14 protein-coding genes are annotated in these 16801 nt (G+C 32.1%); 8 read left to right on the forward strand and 6 right to left on the reverse strand.

Annotation, left to right across the window (positions count from 1 at the left end):
- The first annotated feature begins 72 nt into the window (after positions 1-72).
- Positions 73-1761 (forward strand): hypothetical protein, encoded by a 1689-nt coding sequence (locus tag NH26_RS08410; RefSeq protein WP_044224812.1) that lies wholly within the window; start codon positions 73-75, stop codon positions 1759-1761.
- On the opposite strand, the gene NH26_RS08415 is transcribed toward NH26_RS08410, so the two are convergent.
- From NH26_RS08415 to htpG, 3 genes are all read right to left on the reverse strand, one after another.
- Positions 1762-2178: a secondary thiamine-phosphate synthase enzyme YjbQ gene (locus tag NH26_RS08415; RefSeq protein WP_044224810.1), complete on the reverse strand. Its 417-nt coding sequence runs from the start codon at positions 2176-2178 to the stop codon at positions 1762-1764.
- Positions 2179-2298: 120 nt separating this feature from the next.
- Positions 2299-2784: a TlpA family protein disulfide reductase gene (locus tag NH26_RS08420; protein ID WP_052432074.1), complete on the reverse strand. Its 486-nt coding sequence runs from the start codon at positions 2782-2784 to the stop codon at positions 2299-2301.
- A 226-nt stretch (positions 2785-3010) separates the two neighbouring features.
- The gene (htpG, locus tag NH26_RS08425) at positions 3011-4885 is read right to left on the reverse strand and encodes a molecular chaperone HtpG (protein WP_044224807.1); all 1875 of its coding nucleotides are present in this window, start codon (positions 4883-4885) and stop codon (positions 3011-3013) included.
- A gap of 806 nt (positions 4886-5691) precedes the next feature.
- On the opposite strand from htpG, the gene NH26_RS08430 reads away from it, so the two are divergent.
- The gene (locus NH26_RS08430) at positions 5692-6882 is read left to right on the forward strand and encodes a DEAD/DEAH box helicase (RefSeq protein ID WP_044224803.1); all 1191 of its coding nucleotides are present in this window, start codon (positions 5692-5694) and stop codon (positions 6880-6882) included.
- 19 nt (positions 6883-6901) lie between these two features.
- Here the strand turns inward: NH26_RS08430 and NH26_RS08435 are convergent, their stop codons facing one another.
- Together NH26_RS08435 and NH26_RS08440 are read right to left on the reverse strand one after the other, a co-directional pair.
- Positions 6902-8728 (reverse strand): sensor histidine kinase, encoded by a 1827-nt coding sequence (locus NH26_RS08435; protein WP_044224799.1) that lies wholly within the window; start codon positions 8726-8728, stop codon positions 6902-6904.
- Between the two features lie 48 nt (positions 8729-8776).
- A complete protein-coding gene (locus NH26_RS08440) occupies positions 8777-9388 on the reverse strand; it encodes a response regulator transcription factor (RefSeq protein WP_044224796.1) in 612 nt (203 codons plus the stop codon).
- Between the two features lie 463 nt (positions 9389-9851).
- Here NH26_RS08440 and NH26_RS08445 point away from each other — a divergent pair, with 463 nt between their 5' ends.
- Together NH26_RS08445 and NH26_RS08450 are read left to right on the forward strand one after the other, a co-directional pair.
- Entirely contained in the window at positions 9852-10316 is a 465-nt protein-coding gene (locus NH26_RS08445) for a YciI family protein (protein ID WP_044225116.1), read from the forward strand.
- Between the two features lie 40 nt (positions 10317-10356).
- A complete protein-coding gene (locus NH26_RS08450; protein ID WP_158021904.1) occupies positions 10357-10779 on the forward strand; it encodes a GNAT family N-acetyltransferase in 423 nt (140 codons plus the stop codon).
- Positions 10780-10831: 52 nt separating this feature from the next.
- On the opposite strand, the gene NH26_RS08455 is transcribed toward NH26_RS08450, so the two are convergent.
- Positions 10832-12019, reverse strand: a complete 1188-nt coding sequence (locus tag NH26_RS08455) for a phosphoglycerate kinase (RefSeq protein ID WP_044224789.1) — start codon at positions 12017-12019, stop codon at positions 10832-10834.
- 547 nt (positions 12020-12566) lie between these two features.
- Here NH26_RS08455 and NH26_RS08460 point away from each other — a divergent pair.
- The 4 genes from NH26_RS08460 (at position 12567) to NH26_RS08475 (ending at position 16711) form a co-directional block, all read left to right on the forward strand.
- Entirely contained in the window at positions 12567-13481 is a 915-nt protein-coding gene (locus NH26_RS08460) for an oxidoreductase (RefSeq protein ID WP_044224787.1), read from the forward strand.
- Between the two features lies 1 nt (position 13482).
- Entirely contained in the window at positions 13483-14544 is a 1062-nt protein-coding gene (locus NH26_RS08465; protein WP_044224784.1) for an MBL fold metallo-hydrolase, read from the forward strand.
- A gap of 97 nt (positions 14545-14641) precedes the next feature.
- Positions 14642-15043: a DoxX family protein gene (locus NH26_RS08470; protein ID WP_044224781.1), complete on the forward strand. Its 402-nt coding sequence runs from the start codon at positions 14642-14644 to the stop codon at positions 15041-15043.
- 180 nt (positions 15044-15223) lie between these two features.
- Positions 15224-16711: an arylsulfatase gene (locus tag NH26_RS08475; RefSeq protein ID WP_044224777.1), complete on the forward strand. Its 1488-nt coding sequence runs from the start codon at positions 15224-15226 to the stop codon at positions 16709-16711.
- Positions 16712-16801 lie beyond the last annotated feature (90 nt).

Here is a 16801-nt window from a genome sequence, read left to right on the forward strand (position 1 = left end):
TATATTTATAGAGAGTATCGTCTATTCATTAGAAGGTACTCTCTAATTATATATACTCTTTTATCATCATCAATGGCCTCTAATAACAAAAAATATTTAAAACTATCTCTTATTCTGATAGTACCTGTTTTACTTTATTTCGGTTTTCAATATGCCAATACTCAGTTAGAACGTTTTGCTATAGATGCAATTAAAGAGGTAGCTATTGGTAAAAAAGGAGAAGGGTATTTTGTTAATTTTCAACATTTTAATATTTACTGGTCAGAAAGTAAATTGGATGCTACTGGAATTACAATCCTTCCTAATGCTGAATCTGAAAATGATAATTGGGTGAATGCATCAATTGATACTATTGTCATAGAATTTAGTCATCTATACTCAGGTCTATTATTAGGAAATATCCAAGTCAAAGAGTTTTCGATGATAAAACCTAACCTTCAGTATTTTTGGAAAGAAAAGAAAGAAGAAGATAAAAATGAGCAAGATGAACATCATTCTCCTATTCCAAAATTTGAAGTACTTGGTAAACGTTTAAATAAAATTGGCATATCAGGTATTAATATTATTGATGTTACTTTTAACGGATACCTTGTGATGCCTGACAATCAGCATCAACATATATTTCATACTACTCAAAACATTCAACTCAGTGGTATCAATTTTCACTTAGACGAAAGAAAAGAAGAAGACATTATTGATATTGAAAAAATAGCTTACAATGTTGGTCCTACTTTTATGAAAGCATATGGAAAGCTCTATGAATATGAATTCGACAGTCTGTGGGTATCCGATGAAGATAACTCTTTTAGTATTCATAAATTTAATCTAAGACCTCAATCATCACCTGAAGTATTCTTTAAAAGAGTAGGTAAACAGACGGATATGATGAGCATCTCATTAGATTCTATGTTAGGGAACGGTTTTGATGCCAATAGTCTATTTAAACATAATGTGATTAATCTAGATGAATTAACTTTAGATGGAGCTGAGATCTTAATCTACAGAGATAAAAATTATGAAGAAGACACTACCGTATTTAAGAAATTACCACACCGATTATTACAAACTATTGACTACTCTATCAAATTAGACAAATTTGCCCTGAACCATTCTACTTTAACTTATAAAGAGAAAAGTAAAAATGCCAAGCAACCTGGAACAATCAGTATAAAGGATATCAATTTATTGATTAATAATATTAATACAGATTTAAAGAAAAATATCCATTTAGATCTAAAATGTAAACTTTTTAGTAAAAGAAACACCCATATTTCTTTGGATTTAAATACAAGTGATCAAGCCTCACATTTTCTTACTGGTCATGGTAAAATACCGGCTTTCTCAATGTATCACCTCAATAAATTTACACATCCTAATATGGGTGTGTTGTTTCAGAAAGGAGAGGTAGTTGATATTAACTTTGATATAAAAATGAATGATAAAATTGGCCGCGGTAATTTAGATTTTTACTACAAAGACTTAAAACTTAAACTGATTGGAAAGAACGACAATAAAACCAATTTTGTAGAGTCGCTTACTGGTTTTGCTGCAAATAGTTTAGCTTATAATAAAAATCTACCTGGTAAACATGCTAGACACGCTCCTCTGTATTTTGAAAGAGTTCCTTATAAATCTGTTGTGCATTATGTTATTCACACCATACTTTCAGGTGCTGAAACTGCAGTAATTGGAACATATGGTCAACTCCCACACAAAGAAAGAAAAGCCTACAAAAACCAAGGACACCATCATCGCAAATAATTATTCACCTATAAACGTAATTACTAAACTTCGGCCGGAAGCTCTATCTCGGTGTTCTCCTAAATAAATCCCTTGCCAAGTTCCTAATAATGGACGGCCATGGTTTATCGGAAAACTTACTGAAGAACCTAAGGTAGATGCTTTTAAATGAGCAGGCATATCATCTGGTCCTTCATAAGTATGTTTATAATAAGGAGCATTTTCTGGGTGTAATCTATTAAAATGACTTTCAAAGTCTTCTCGTACTTCTGGATCAGCATTTTCATTTATTGTTAAGGATGCTGATGTATGTTGAATAAATACTTGTAGTATCCCTGATTTCCCTTTTATTTCAGGAATCTGATCTAATATATGATCAGTAATAATATGATAACCTCTTGGGTAAGATCGTAATCGAATTTGCTTTTGAATAACCATAGTATGTTTTGGTTTTAAACTAAAAAAATCATCTTTTTAAAAAAGCCCACGACTTTCATCATGGGCTTTACTATTAGGAAGCTAGGAATACCTATTCTAAGCATCTACTTCCCACAATATTTATATTCCATTCTCTTGTAGAAGTGTCTTTAATGATGCTTCCGAAGGACGTGGAGCATTATCTTCTATTACATTCCCTTTCTTATCTAATAAGATGAATCTAGGAATTGAAGAGATTTGGAATTTCTCTGTAAAAGAAAAATTATTAGCTAAATGTAATTGATTACCGTGAAGCTCTTTTTTCTTTACCATCCCTTTCCATGCGTCCTTGCTTTGATCTACAGATACACTGACAAAAACAATGTCTTTATCTTTATATTCTTCTTCAATTTCTTTTAATGATGGTATTTCTCTTAAACAAGGTCCACACCAAGATGCCCATACATCTATATAAACTAATTTTCCTTCAAAATCTTTAAGGTCAACTTTCTTACCACTTAAATTTTCGAAAACATATAATTTATCTTTGTCCCCTTTAGGTGATGTATAACTACTTAAAATAAAATAGGTGATCAGTAGTAATGACCAAGTGAATAGCTTTTTCATAATGATAAAGTAAAATCTTAATTCGTATAAATTAAGGTCAATAGGTTATTAATAAATTTACAATTATTGGTATAACAAATATCAGACAAAAAAAATAAAAACAGAAATAATCATTTCCTTTCTATTAGTAATTATTTCCCGTTATGTAAAAAGGCTGATAAAATAAATTATCAGCCTTCTTATATTTTTTATATACATTCGAGCCTTATTCGGTCTATTGTATAAATTAGATCAACTCTAAAGATCTATTGATAAATGAAGTAAGATCACCACCTTTCAAGTTTCCTTGAGTTAACTTAGCCAAATCATATGCATGATTCACTAATTTGTTTTGTTCTTCTTCTTTCTCTTCTTTTAAGATTCTTGCAACAAACTCTGAGTTACCATTGATAGTGATTGTATCACCACCACCCATGCCGCCGAACATGCCACCCATGCCACCTTGCATAGCTGCCATTTCTTCCATACGACGCATAAACTCAGGTTTAGTAATCATAACAGGAAGTTCGTCTGCAGTCATTGCTTCTACTTTAGGCTCAAGTTTATCATTACCTAACGCACGTTTGAAGATGTCTACCAATTGTTTTGTTTCATCTTCTGTAAGCACTGATTCGTTCTTCTCATCAGTTTCGATCAAGTTATTGACAGTATCAGAATCAATTCTCTTCATTGTAATATCTTCGAACTTATGTTCTGTATTACTGATAAAGTGATTATCAATCAGAGTATCCATCTTTAATACATCGTACCCTTTCTTTTGTGCCGCTTGGATGTAAGTATCTTGAGTACCTTGATCCGAAGCATATAAGAATACAGATTTATTGTTCTTATCTACTTGACTAGCTTTAACATGTTCTTTGTACTCTTCGAAAGTATATAATTTACCATCTAAAGATTCTAAAAGACAGAATTTTTTCGCTTTATCGTAGAACTTATCGTCAGTCATCATTCCGTATTTCACGAAAAGACCGATGCTTTCCCACTTCTTCTCAAAGTTTTCACGATCGTTCTTGTACAAGCTGTTTAATTTATCAGCTACTTTACGAGTAACGTAAGAAGAAATTTTCTTTACGTTAGCATCAGATTGTAGGTACGAACGAGAAACGTTTAATGGAATATCTGGAGAATCAATTACACCATGCATTAATCTTAAGAATTCAGGCATGATTTCCTCAACGTTATCAGTAATAAATACCTGACGTGAGTACAATTGAATTTTATCTTTATGAGGAGTAACGTCTTCTTTTACTTTAGGGAAGTAAAGAATACCTGTTAATTCGAATGGGAAGTCAACGTTCAAGTGAATCCAGAACATTGGCTCTTCAGACATTGGATATAACTCTTTGTAGAAGTTTAAGTAATCCTCGTCTTTTAATGTTTTAGGATCTTTTGCCCAAAGTGGCTCAGATTTATTGATGATATGTGGCTCAACAATTTCAATGTCTTTAGCATCATCACCTTCACCTTCTTTTTCTGTTCTCTTGTCCTCTCCTACTTGAATAGGAATAGGCATGTATTTAGAGTAACGGTTTAAGATAGTACGTAATCTGAACTCGTCTACAAACTCTTCAGAATCTTCATTTACATGAAGGATAATAGTTGTACCTCTTTCTGCTTTATCAGATTCAGAAATTTCATATTCTGTAGAACCATCACACTTCCATTTTACTGCAGGCTCATCTTTGTAAGACTTAGTGATTACTTCAACATTATCAGCTACCATAAATGCAGAATAGAAACCTAGACCGAATTTACCGATAATTGTAGATGTATCAATATCTTTAAATTTCTCTACAAATTCTGTTGCTCCAGAAAATGCTACTTGGTTGATATATTTTTCTACCTCTTCTTCTGACATACCGATACCACGGTCTGTAATCGAGATAGTTTTATTTTCTTTATCAACTTCAACTTGGATAGTAACGTCACCAATCTCTTTGTCGAACTCACCCATTGACGCTAACTTCTGTAGCTTTTGAGTCGCATCTACAGCGTTCGCTACCAACTCACGTAAAAAGATGTCGTGGTCTGAGTATAAGAACTTCTTGATGATTGGAAAGATATTTTCAGTATTTACTGAAATAGAACCTTTTGCCGCCATTATGTTTATAATTTTTAGTTAATGTTCAATTAATTAAAGCATGTCTAAAAAAATATGCCTTTACTTGATGCCAACTTTTCAAATTGTATTCCAATTAAAGATTTTATGACGAAATGACACTTTGACGACCTTTATGTCAGTGATCGTTTTTTAAAATCAGATGACATTTTAAAAAATTATGCAGAAAAGACATAGTATAAATGATGAATATGGTATCAATTAATGAGATAGTTGAAGAAGACCTAAAAAAACTTTTGTGTTTGTTTGAAAAAAAATCATAGATTTGTGTAACTTATTGTCGTGAAAATATTCTTTGAGAAGTTTTCGCACGTAATTGAAATTGAACTAAAATCTTTTACATGTTACTTTATAGTATCAAAGCTTTTATTAAAAATCAAGCTTTTACGTATCGACATTAATTTAACTCTCTTGCTGAATCAATTCAGATGGGTCTGATTTGTACTAACTTAATCGATTAATAAATGACGTACAACAGTTTTCAAAAACCTTTGAAAATAGAAATCCCTTTTTAGAAACAGTATTCAACAAGAATTATGTCGCAAGGTATAAATATACCTTGCCTTCAAATTTGTATAAGTAGTCACACATCATAATAGAAAGGCTGTTGAATATTTCGACAGCTTTTTTCTTTACTTTAAGTTTTTTGTGGAGGTTGATTGATAAATGGGTTAATATTTAATTGAAGATAAAAAATAAATTCCCAATAGATTGTATACATTTGGAAAGTCATTTAATAGTTCTAATTAATTCTAATAAAAAAACAATCTAAATCTTATTTTGTTCAAATGTTCCCATCAAAAAAAACTTTTAACGATTTAATAGACGCTAACTTGATTGAAGCTTTACATCAATTAGACATTTCTACACCTACCCCTATTCAAACTGAAATTATTCCATTGATAGATGGTCAGACTAATAACCTTGTTAGTATCGCTCCAACTGGAACTGGAAAAACTTTAGCATATGTTCTCCCTTTATTAAAAAAAATATCAACAAGTACAGAAGGTACTCAACTACTTGTCTTAGTTCCTACAAGAGAATTAGCTCTTCAAGTAGTAGATGTTTTTCAACATTTTTGCTCATTATATAATTTTAATGTTTTGAGTATCATTGGAGGTATTCATCCCGGTAAGCAATTAAGGTTATTAAAAAACAACCCCTCAGTTATTGTGGGTACTGTTGGTAGAACTTTAGATTTCCTCGAAGGAGGGCATATCAAACCTAATAACATTGCACATGTAATTTTTGATGAAGGTGACAAGATGTTTGACATGGGTTTTAGACAAGAATTGGAGATCATCTTAAAAAAGCTTCCTCAAGCAATAAGAATGTATTTCTTCAGTGCAACCATAACCACTGATATAAATACTTTTCTAAAGGGTTTCTTCAATGAATATCAAAAAGTAATTATTACGAAAGAGGAAAAAGAAAATACGCTTCAACAACAAGTATATTTTGTTGATCAGCGTAATAAAAAAAGACTGTTATTGCATTTTTTACCTTCTGTAAAGGATAAACAATTAATTATATTTTGTAACACTAAAAAGGGAGTGAACTTTTTAGAAAAGACTTTAAAGAAAGAACATTATAACTGTATGGGTTGGCATGGGGGAAAACCTCAGAGTGTGAGAAGTAAAGCATTATTAGATTTTAAAGAGGGAAATATATCCATACTCATTGCAACAGATGTTGCCGCTAGAGGTATTGATATTGATGACTTAGAGTTGTTATTAAATTATGAGGTATCAAAACACCAAGAGACTTTTATTCATAGAATTGGGAGAACAGCAAGAGCTGGAAAGAGTGGTGTTGCTATTCATTTCGTGGATGGAACAGAAAAAGAGCTATTTCATAATATCACCTCAGAATTAGAACATCAAATTGAAGTTATCGAACATGAATTCCCTCAATTAGAAATGGAAGAAGATTTAGAAAGAGATAGAATCAGGAAAATCAATTTTAGAGATAGAAGATAAACTTTAATGATAAAAAAATCTATAAGTTTATTTTTTCTATTCTTATCACTGTTCCTAATTGAGATGATTCAATAAATACTTCTCCACCAATGGCATTTACTCTATAATTTATGTTTGTTATTCCAACTCCCCCTTTTTGATGTTTTACATCAAAGCCAACACCATTGTCTTCATAAATAATACGTCCTGTGCTATTCTCATTTCCAAAAAATTGAATGTGTACTGATTTAGCCTGACTGTGTTTTTGTGCATTATGCAACATTTCTTGGATGATTCTATAACAATGGTTTAAGGTTTCCACATTTTTTGAATCTGGCCATTGAATAAATTTAATAAATACTGTTACCTCTTTAGAATTATACTTTTCTGATAAATCGTAGATAGAGTCTTCAAAATTGATCACATCATTAAATGTTGGAGTAATCAAACCATGACTCATCTCACGTACTGTTTTAATTGTTGAGGTAATTATTTTTTTAACTTCTGGCTCTCCTAAGTGATCTGATTTATTCACTAAAGCTAAATTCCCTCCTACATGATCATGTAATTCTCTTCCAATACGATTTCTCTCAAATTCTTGGCCTTTAAGCACTGCTTTAGAATAGTCATTCTCTAATTGCTTTTGTTTAAATAACAATCGTAACCTATCATTATAAATGTTGATTACCTTAATAAAAAGCATAATAAAATAGAGAATAGATTCGTAGGCAATAAATAAGTAATAGAGATAATCTGTAAATGTTGCCCTTTCAATAATTCCTAAATTAGGAAGAGATACAAAAATGGCAATCACTATTAATCTTGTAAGAAAGACCCCAAATGCTATTTTCCCATAGATACTTTTACTTTTAAATGACTGGAATAATAAATAAAAACACCATCCAAAGCTTACCCAAGATAAAAGTACAACAGAGATAAAAATACCTGCAATTACCTCTTCATTTTTTGTGATAAGGAATAATATAAGTGTGATAAATGTGTATGCAATCCATAAAGGTGTAAACCATTTGATTAGTTTATTAAAGCCATTTCTCACATCATTTAATAGGTATTTATAAAAATAAATTAATGATATGATGTAAAACAAGTTGGCAAAATGCCTTAAGTAATAACTGAAATTAATCCACTGGGAATCGAAGTATTTCACAAAAGATCCTAGCTCCGTTTCTGCAAACAAGGCTCCACTATAAAAGGATAAAGCATAAAATAAGAATACTTTTTCTTTACTTAACAGGGCAACGATTAATCCCATTGTTAACATAGTCAGGACTAATACTCTCAGAATAATCAGGTTTTTATTGTCCTCATAATTTTCTTTTAAAAACGTTGGTTCATCACAAAGAAATAAATCTGTATGAGTTGGCCAACCGTAACCATTTTTGAAAAAGAAAATTTCGATCTCTTCCCCTGCTTTAAAATCTAATTTCAAATCATATCCTCTAATTAAAGGCTGATCAGAATCTTGATAATAAGAGGAATTAGATCCTAATTCATATTCTTTAATTACATCATTTTCATTCTTTACCCAAATCCTCATTCTTGGAACGAGAATATAATTAAAGAATAGGATTTTACTTTGTTGTATATCGCTATATAAGCGTAAGCGGTACCAATGCGTATTCTCATAGGGACCATCAGAAAGACCATCCAAAGATGTTTCTTTCCAAGAATCTAGAAAATGCGGACCTCCATCTATAAAAAATGGGAGTTGATCTGTATAATTCTCTACGTAACGAGTACAGTTTGTTCTTTTAGGATTTGAGGTAACATTATACACCTTTGATTCAGCATAAATAAGACTCGAATACAAAAATCCTAAAAAGAGTAAAAGTAGTTTTTCCTTCATTTTGTGATTTGAAGAAATTATTATCACACAATTATATATAGATGTAATTTAAACGAGTAAATTATCGATAGCATATTTAATTACATCTGCTTTATTATCTAATTCAAGTTTAGCCTTAATATTCCTTACATGTGTTTTTACAGTTTCTAAACTTATAAAAAGATCTTCAGATATTTCTGACATACTTTTACCAGAAGCTTGTAACCTTAATACTTCTTCCTCTCTTGGCGAGAGTAAAATATCTTTAGATTTTTCTAACATTAAAAGATGTTCAAGTCCTTCTGAAAAATAAGATTCCCCTTTTAAAATTGTTTCAATTGCTTCAATAAAGCTATCAGGATGATCATCTTTTAAGATGTATCCATTGACTTTAGAATTAATTGCTTTTTTGAGTAAAGATTGTTTCCTGTGCATTGAAACAATTAGATATTTCTGTTCTTCATAAGAAAGTCGGGCTTTGTTTATAAATTCATACCCTTTCATTTCTGGCATATCCATATCGACTAAAATAATATCAAATTCATCTAGTCTTAATTTCAAGGCTTCCAACGGATTGTTGACAATCACAGCAGAAGCGTTCATTTTTTTTTCTAAAAATTGTTCTATACCAGTTGAGAAAAGAATATGGTCATCTACTATTAAGATTTTTAGTATTGGCATTTCGTGAAATAGTTCAAGTAATAGATTGTAGTAGTAACAATAGAAATTAGTTGTTTTATGTAACGAAACCAATATAAATAAATTAGTCAGTAAATTTCCATTTTTAATAAAAGAAATCACATCATGTAATGTATATCCCCCTTTTGTTAACCTTTTCTCTATTCTTAAACTTTTAAAAAGTGCTCATTTATTATTATTAAAATAATTACAACTAAGTTTCTATATGATAAAAATCCAATATTACGAAACTGCTTTTTAAAGGTCTCCTTATTTTACAAAGCTTAAAAAATGAATGATTAATATGACCGATAATAATTGTTCATGTTGTTATACTGATATGGCTTCTTGTTTAATTTTTTTGGGTTATGTTAAAATAATGTTTTATAAAGAACTAATAACTAAATTTGTCATCAATTACTCTCTTATTTCACCTAGTCTTAATGACTTTTATTCTAACTTACTGATGAAATACTTTTCAATTATTATCACTTGCTTTTTTATATTTTCTTGTCAACAAAAAACATCCTCTGAATATGATGAAAATTTGGTAAATGAGTATAAATCTGATGATTATGGAATGAAAAAGTATGTAATGGCTTTTTTAAAAAGAGGCCCTAACAGAGAACTTACAAATGATGAAGCTAATGCTTTACAAACGGCTCATTTAAATAATATCAATAAAATGGCTGAAGAAGGAAAGCTTGTATTAGCAGGTCCTTTCTTTGGAGACGGAGAAATAAGAGGTATTTATATATTTAATGTGGAAAGCATACAAGAAGCTGAAGCACTAACAAATACAGACCCTGCCATAAGAGCAGGAAGTTTAACAATGGAATTAAAAGAATGGTACGGTTCTGCTGCTCTGATGGCAATACCGAACCTTCATAAAAAATTAGAAAAAAGAAATGTTGCTGAAGGAGGAAAATAATTTAACCTTTTACCATAAAGAATCGATCAACCAATTTGAAATGAATGAACTATTTCATCTGTGGAATAGTGTTTATCCTATGCAATTGGCTTATCAAGATTTGAGTGGATTAGCAGATTATTTCATGCCATTACAAAATAAACATCATATTCTCGTAAAAGATGTACAAAATAAAGTAGTGGGTTGGTTCTTTTGTTTTGAAAGAGAACATGAAACTTGGTTTGCTGTTTTAGTGAATAATGATTTAAAAAAACAACATATTGGAAGTACTTTAATCCAATTGGCTAAAGAACGTTTCAGGCCTTTAAATGGATGGGTGATTGATCATGACAGGTATTTTAAATTAGATGGTCAGAAGTATGAATCGCCGTTAAGTTTTTATTTAAGACATGGTTTTAAAGTCATCGAAAACGAACGATTAGAGATACCTATTTTATCTGCTGTAAAAATTACTTGTTCATAAAAAAATCCCTGTTTAGTAAACTAAACAGGGATTTTATATATATCAACTAGTCTTAGTCTTCTAAAGCTGCGATACCTGGAAGTACTTTACCTTCCATTAGTTCCAACATTGCACCACCACCTGTTGAGATGTATGATACTCTATCGCCGAAACCTAAAGTATTAACAGCAGCAGCAGAGTCACCACCACCGATTAATGAGAATGCACCCGCTTCAGTTGCTTCAGCCACTGCAGTTGCAACAGTAGTAGTACCGTTAGCAAAGTTTTCCCATTCAGAAACACCCATTGGTCCGTTCCAAAGGATTGATTTAGATTCTTTGATGATTTTTGAGAATTCATCAGCTGCTTTTGGTCCAATATCAAGACCCATGTAACCGTCAGCAATTGCGTTAGAATCGTTAGTAGCAACAGCGGCATCTTCACCGAATTTATCACCACAAACTGAATCTACTGGCAATACAAGGTTTACACCTTTTGCTTTTGCTTTTTCGATTAATTCTAAAGCCAAATCTAATTTTTCTTCTTCACATAAAGAGTTACCAATAGTACCACCTTGTGCTTTGAAGAATGTATAAGCCATACCACCACCGATAATAATATTATCAGCAACATCCATGATACGCTCAATTAATAAGATTTTATCAGAAACCTTAGCACCACCCATGATTGCTGTGAATGGACGAGCAGGGCTTTCAGTAATTTTCTTCGCGTTTTCAACTTCACGACCCATTACATAACCTGATACTTTTTCGTCCATGAACTTAGCGATAACTGCTGTAGAAGCGTGAGCTCTATGTGCAGTACCGAATGCGTCCATAACCCAAACATCACCACGAGAAGCTAATTTCTTAGCAAATTCTTCGTCTCCTTTCTTTTCTTCTTTGTAGAAACGTAAGTTATCCAATAACATTACCTCACCAGCTTGTAAGTTAGCAGCCATTTCATCTGCTTCAGCACCGATTGGATCACCACCGAATTTAACTTCAAGACCTAATTTTTCAGATAAAGGAGCAACAACGTGCTTTAAAGAGAACTTGTCCTCAAAACCATCTTTTGGACGTCCCATGTGAGACATCAAGATAGCAGAACCACCGTCAGCAACGATTTTCTTAACTGTCGCAATAACTGCATTGATACGAGTGAAATCACGAACTGAAAAATCTGGGTTTAAAGGTACGTTCAAGTCAACACGTACAACCGCTTTCTTACCTGCGAAATTATAAGAATCGATAGTTTTCATATTAATAAACTACGTTTTAAGAATTTGTATATTTTTTTAAATTTTGCACACGCAAACTAGAGCTATATTTCTTTTAAAAAAATGATTAAAATCAGAGGAAAAAAATATTTTATTTAAGCGTAAAAAGCACATTATTACATTTTTACTAATAATATCATGGATTCATTAAACTCATTAACATTTATTCCATACCGTTGATCCTTAAATTATTTTTCATTTATGATTTGTAATTAATCATTCCGTTTTTTCGTCTATAATTTTATGCCTTCTTCTTTTGATATAACATTATAAAACCACACAAAAATTGATTTGAAAAACTAGTGGTTATTAAATTGCTAAAACGCTTTATCAAATGATAATATTCCTGTCTTTTCTAATAACATAGCAGTATCAAGTAATAAATTCTTTGTAAAGTAGTTTAATGATTAGTTTATAAGATTAAGTTATTACTCTTTGGCAACACCTTTTTTATACTTAATTTGTTTCATCACTCTTATATTTAAGTATTAAATAATCTCAACATCAAATATTGAATCGATTAAGTAAGATGAACAAATCAAGCATAAACAATCTACCTGAACAAAATGAACGTGTTGCTATTGTTACAGGAGCAAATATTGGTTTAGGATTAGAAACTGTTCGTTTTTTAATTCAGAAAAATATCAAAGTAATCTTAGCTTGTCGAAATCAGCTTAAAGCTGAAGTAGCTCAAAAAGAACTATTAAATCAATATCCAAAAGCTCATGTTGATATTATTCTAATTGATCTGAACAGTTTAGCTTCTGTAAAAGATTTTACTATCGCTTTTCAAGAAAAATACAATAGGTTAGATTTACTTATCAATAATGCAGGTTTAATGATACCTCCATTACAAAGAACGGAAGAAGGGTTTGAAAGTCAGTTTGGAGTAAACTTTCTTTCTCACTTTTTGTTGACAGGATTGTTATTACCACTACTCGAAAAAACAGATAATAGTAGAGTGGTTTCTTTGGGAAGTTTAGCACATCGTCAAGGAAAAATTGAATTTAACAACCTTAATGCTGAAAAAGAATATCATAATTTTAGGGCCTATTGTCAAAGTAAATTAGCTTGTGTGATGTTTGCCTTTGAATTAAATAGACGTTTAAGAAAAAAGCAATCGACTACCTCTTCTGTTGTGGCTCATCCGGGTGCATCTTTAACCAATTTAGGAAGATACGCTCCTGCTATTATCAACAACGTAGTCATGAAAATTGGTACTCCTTTTTTAAACTCAGCTGAAATGGGTGCAATTCCTACTATATATGCTGCTTTGGGTGAAGATATTGAAGGAGGAGATTACACTGGACCCGACAGTTTATTAGAACTTAGAGGACATTCAGCAAAGAAAGTCAAAGCTACAAAATATGCTCATGATAAGTCATTAGCTCAATCTCTTTGGAAAGAAGCTGAAAGATTAGTTAATTTTAATTACCCATTATAAAATGAAATATTTACACTATTTGAGTCCTCAATTTGGGGGTATGGTTTCTTCTGAAGAAGAGGATAAATTAAAAACGTCAGTCCAATGGAAAGACGGTAAATTTGAGAACATAGAAGAGACAAGTATGTCTATTACTATCAAAACTTTACCCGGATTACTCAAAAAGCAATTGACTAATCGAGCTGCTCGAGCACCCCAAAAAAATATAGGAATCTTACCATTTAATGAAGATGATTACCATCAAAATCCACTTCAACCAAAATGTATATGGTATGGTCATTCTGCACTTCTTCTACAATTAAATGGAAAAAATATACTTATAGATCCCATGCTGGGAGGTGATGCTTCTCCAATAGGACCTATCACTACAAAAAGATATAGCGAAAATAGTCTTGATATAATAAAGCAGCTACCTGAAATCGATATCCTACTTCAAACACATGATCATTACGATCATTTGGACCTAGAAAGTATTCAACGTCTGCGTTCTAAAGTGAAAAAATATGTCGTAGGTTTAGGTATTAAACGCCACCTTACTTCATGGGAAATTGATGAAAACGATATAACTGAAGTAGATTGGTGGGATCAAGTTTCTTTAGAAGGAATCGATATTACATATACTCCTTCAAGACATTTTTCTGGGAGAGGTTTATCTGATAGAGCTAAATCTCTTTGGGGTGGATTTGTATTAAAAACAAAAGATCATAATATCTATTGGAGTGGTGACGGTGGTTATGGAAAACACTTTAAAGAAATCGGGGACAAATTAGGTCCTTTTGATTGGGGATTTATGGAAAACGGGCAATACAATGAAAATTGGCATCAAATACATATGTTTCCTGAAGAAAGTGTCCAAGCTGCTTTAGATGCAAAAGTAAATAAAGCGTTTGCTGTACATTGGGGTGGATTTACGCTCGCACTTCACCCTTGGAAAGATCCTATTGAACGATTTACACATGAAGCCCGCCAAAAAGGATTAACAACATTTTCTGCACAAATTGGTAAAGTAATAGAAATGGGTAGAAATGATGTTCTATGTGATTGGTGGACCGTTTTAAATTAATTGTAAAAAAACTACTCTTTGTGATCTTCTTCACACTTGATAAACTCTTCTTTTCGGATATTTGTCTTAATAATAATAACCCAAAATTATCGACACTATGGAAAAGTATAAAAAAATATTAGTATTAATATTAAAAATTACTATCGCTATTATTCTCGTTCAGACCTTAAGATTTAAATTTACTGCTCATCCTGATAGTGTGTATATTTTCACACAAGTGGGTATGGAACCTTTTGGTAGAATTGGTATTGGTACCTTAGAATTGATTGCAAGTATCCTAATTCTAATCCCTAGAACTTCTTGGATAGGTAATTTATTGACTTTAGGTATTATTGGTGGAGCCATTTTAATGCACCTAACAATTCTAGGTATTGAGGTCAATGGAGATAATGGTAGTTTATTCTTTTTAGCTGTATTGACTGAAGTGCTATCTATCTTACTACTAGGTTTAGAAAAAGATAAATACCCTTACATCAATAAATATATTATAGCTCAATAATTCAATCCATTTTACATTATAAAAGGTCATTTGATACAAACATCAAATGACCTTTTATATTTTGAACATCTTGGTAAAAGTTCTGAACACAAAAGTAATATCAAGTGGTACAATCTATCGTTTTTTAATCTATGAATCAGAAATTCTGATGAAACGAAATGTTTACATATAGAGGTTAAAATGAAAAAGATCACTTTACTTTTACTTACACTTACTATTTCTTTTGTAGGACTGGCACAAAAGAAAAAAAGCAATAAAAAACCTAACATTCTTGTAATTTGGGGAGACGATATCGGATTCTGGAATATTTCTGCTTACAACAGAGGTATGATGGGATATAGAACTCCAAACATTGATAGAATCGCTAATGAAGGTGCTATTTTCACAGATCATTATGCACAACAATCTTGTACAGCTGGTAGGTCTGCATTTGCCACAGGGGAACATCCATTTAGAACCGGATTATTAACTATTGGTATGCCGGGTTCTGATCATGGTATTCCAGATTGGGCTCCAACTATCGGAGATGTGCTTAAAGAAAAAGGCTACACAACTGGTCAATTTGGTAAAAACCACTTAGGAGACCAAGACAAACACCTTCCTACTAACCATGGTTTCGACGAATTCTTTGGTAATCTTTACCATTTGAATGCAGAAGAAGAACCAGAATCGGATTCTTATCCAAAAGATCCTGAATTCAGAAAAAAATGGGGACCAAGAGGTGTGCTTCACACTTATGCTGATGGTAGAATTTCTGATACGGGTCCTTTGACTAAAAAACGTATGGAAACTGTGGATGATGAATTCTTAGATGCTACTACTGAATTTATTTCTAATGCCGTTGAAAAAGACGAACCTTTCTTTGTTTGGTTCAACTCATCAAGAATGCACTTGCACACTCGTTTAAAGCCTGAATCAAAAGGTGTTACTGGCTACGGTTTATACCCTGACGGTATGGCTGAACATGATAAGCAAGTAGGAACTCTTCTTGACTTATTAGAAGAATTAGGCGTAGATGATAATACAATTGTAGTTTACTCTACGGATAATGGTGCTGAGAAATTTACATGGCCTGACGGTGGTACATCTCCATTCCATGGTGAAAAAGGAACTACTTATGAAGGTGGTATGAGAGTACCGCAGGTAGTTAGATGGCCAGGAGTTATCAAGCCAGGTACAGAATATAATGAAATCATGTCTCATGAAGACTGGTTACCTACTTTAGCTGCCGCAGCTGGTTACAACGACATTGTTGCTGATGGTAAAAAAGGATTTGAAGCGAATGGAAAGGAATGGAGAGTTCACTTCGATGGTTATAACTTCAAACCTTTCTTTGAAGGTAAAGTAGAAGAAGGTCCTCGTCACGAAATCTACTACTTTGCTCAAAACGGTAAATTTGATGCCATTCGTATGGATGATTTAAAAATATCATTTACTCAATTAGAAGGTAACTTCCGTACTGCAGTTCGTCAGAGCACAGCATGGCCTACAGTTACTAACCTAAGATCTGACCCATTCGAAACTGCAAAATTCGAATCTGAAATGTACTTCCGTTGGTTGGTTGATCAAATGTGGGTAATGGTACCTGCTGGTTCTAAGGTAAAAGAATTCTTAGGTACTATCGAAGGGTATCCTTTCCAAATGGGCTTCCAAGTAGATGTTTCGTAAGCAGTCGGGCAACTCCATCTATCATCCTATAATCCCACGCATTAATTTTACGACATAATCAAACACAACAATTATGTCAAGAAAAGAAGA

The organism is Flammeovirga pacifica, assembly GCF_000807855.2.
GTDB classification, from domain to species: domain Bacteria; phylum Bacteroidota; class Bacteroidia; order Cytophagales; family Flammeovirgaceae; genus Flammeovirga; species Flammeovirga pacifica.

Excerpts from the sequence above, each read along its gene's own strand:
- NH26_RS08410 (WP_044224812.1), top strand. The coding sequence starts at position 73 with ATGGCCTCTAATAACAAAAAATATTTAAAACTATCTCTTATTCTGATA.
- NH26_RS08415 (WP_044224810.1), bottom strand. The coding sequence starts at position 2,178 with ATGGTTATTCAAAAGCAAATTCGATTACGATCTTACCCAAGAGGTTAT.
- NH26_RS08420 (WP_052432074.1), bottom strand. The coding sequence starts at position 2,784 with ATGAAAAAGCTATTCACTTGGTCATTACTACTGATCACCTATTTTATT.
- htpG (WP_044224807.1), bottom strand. The coding sequence starts at position 4,885 with ATGGCGGCAAAAGGTTCTATTTCAGTAAATACTGAAAATATCTTTCCA.
- NH26_RS08430 (WP_044224803.1), top strand. The coding sequence starts at position 5,692 with ATGTTCCCATCAAAAAAAACTTTTAACGATTTAATAGACGCTAACTTG.
- NH26_RS08435 (WP_044224799.1), bottom strand. The coding sequence starts at position 8,728 with ATGAAGGAAAAACTACTTTTACTCTTTTTAGGATTTTTGTATTCGAGT.
- NH26_RS08440 (WP_044224796.1), bottom strand. The coding sequence starts at position 9,388 with ATGCCAATACTAAAAATCTTAATAGTAGATGACCATATTCTTTTCTCA.
- NH26_RS08445 (WP_044225116.1), top strand. The coding sequence starts at position 9,852 with ATGAAATACTTTTCAATTATTATCACTTGCTTTTTTATATTTTCTTGT.
- NH26_RS08450 (WP_158021904.1), top strand. The coding sequence starts at position 10,357 with ATGAATGAACTATTTCATCTGTGGAATAGTGTTTATCCTATGCAATTG.
- NH26_RS08455 (WP_044224789.1), bottom strand. The coding sequence starts at position 12,019 with ATGAAAACTATCGATTCTTATAATTTCGCAGGTAAGAAAGCGGTTGTA.
- NH26_RS08460 (WP_044224787.1), top strand. The coding sequence starts at position 12,567 with ATGAACAAATCAAGCATAAACAATCTACCTGAACAAAATGAACGTGTT.
- NH26_RS08465 (WP_044224784.1), top strand. The coding sequence starts at position 13,483 with ATGAAATATTTACACTATTTGAGTCCTCAATTTGGGGGTATGGTTTCT.
- NH26_RS08470 (WP_044224781.1), top strand. The coding sequence starts at position 14,642 with ATGGAAAAGTATAAAAAAATATTAGTATTAATATTAAAAATTACTATC.
- NH26_RS08475 (WP_044224777.1), top strand. The coding sequence starts at position 15,224 with ATGAAAAAGATCACTTTACTTTTACTTACACTTACTATTTCTTTTGTA.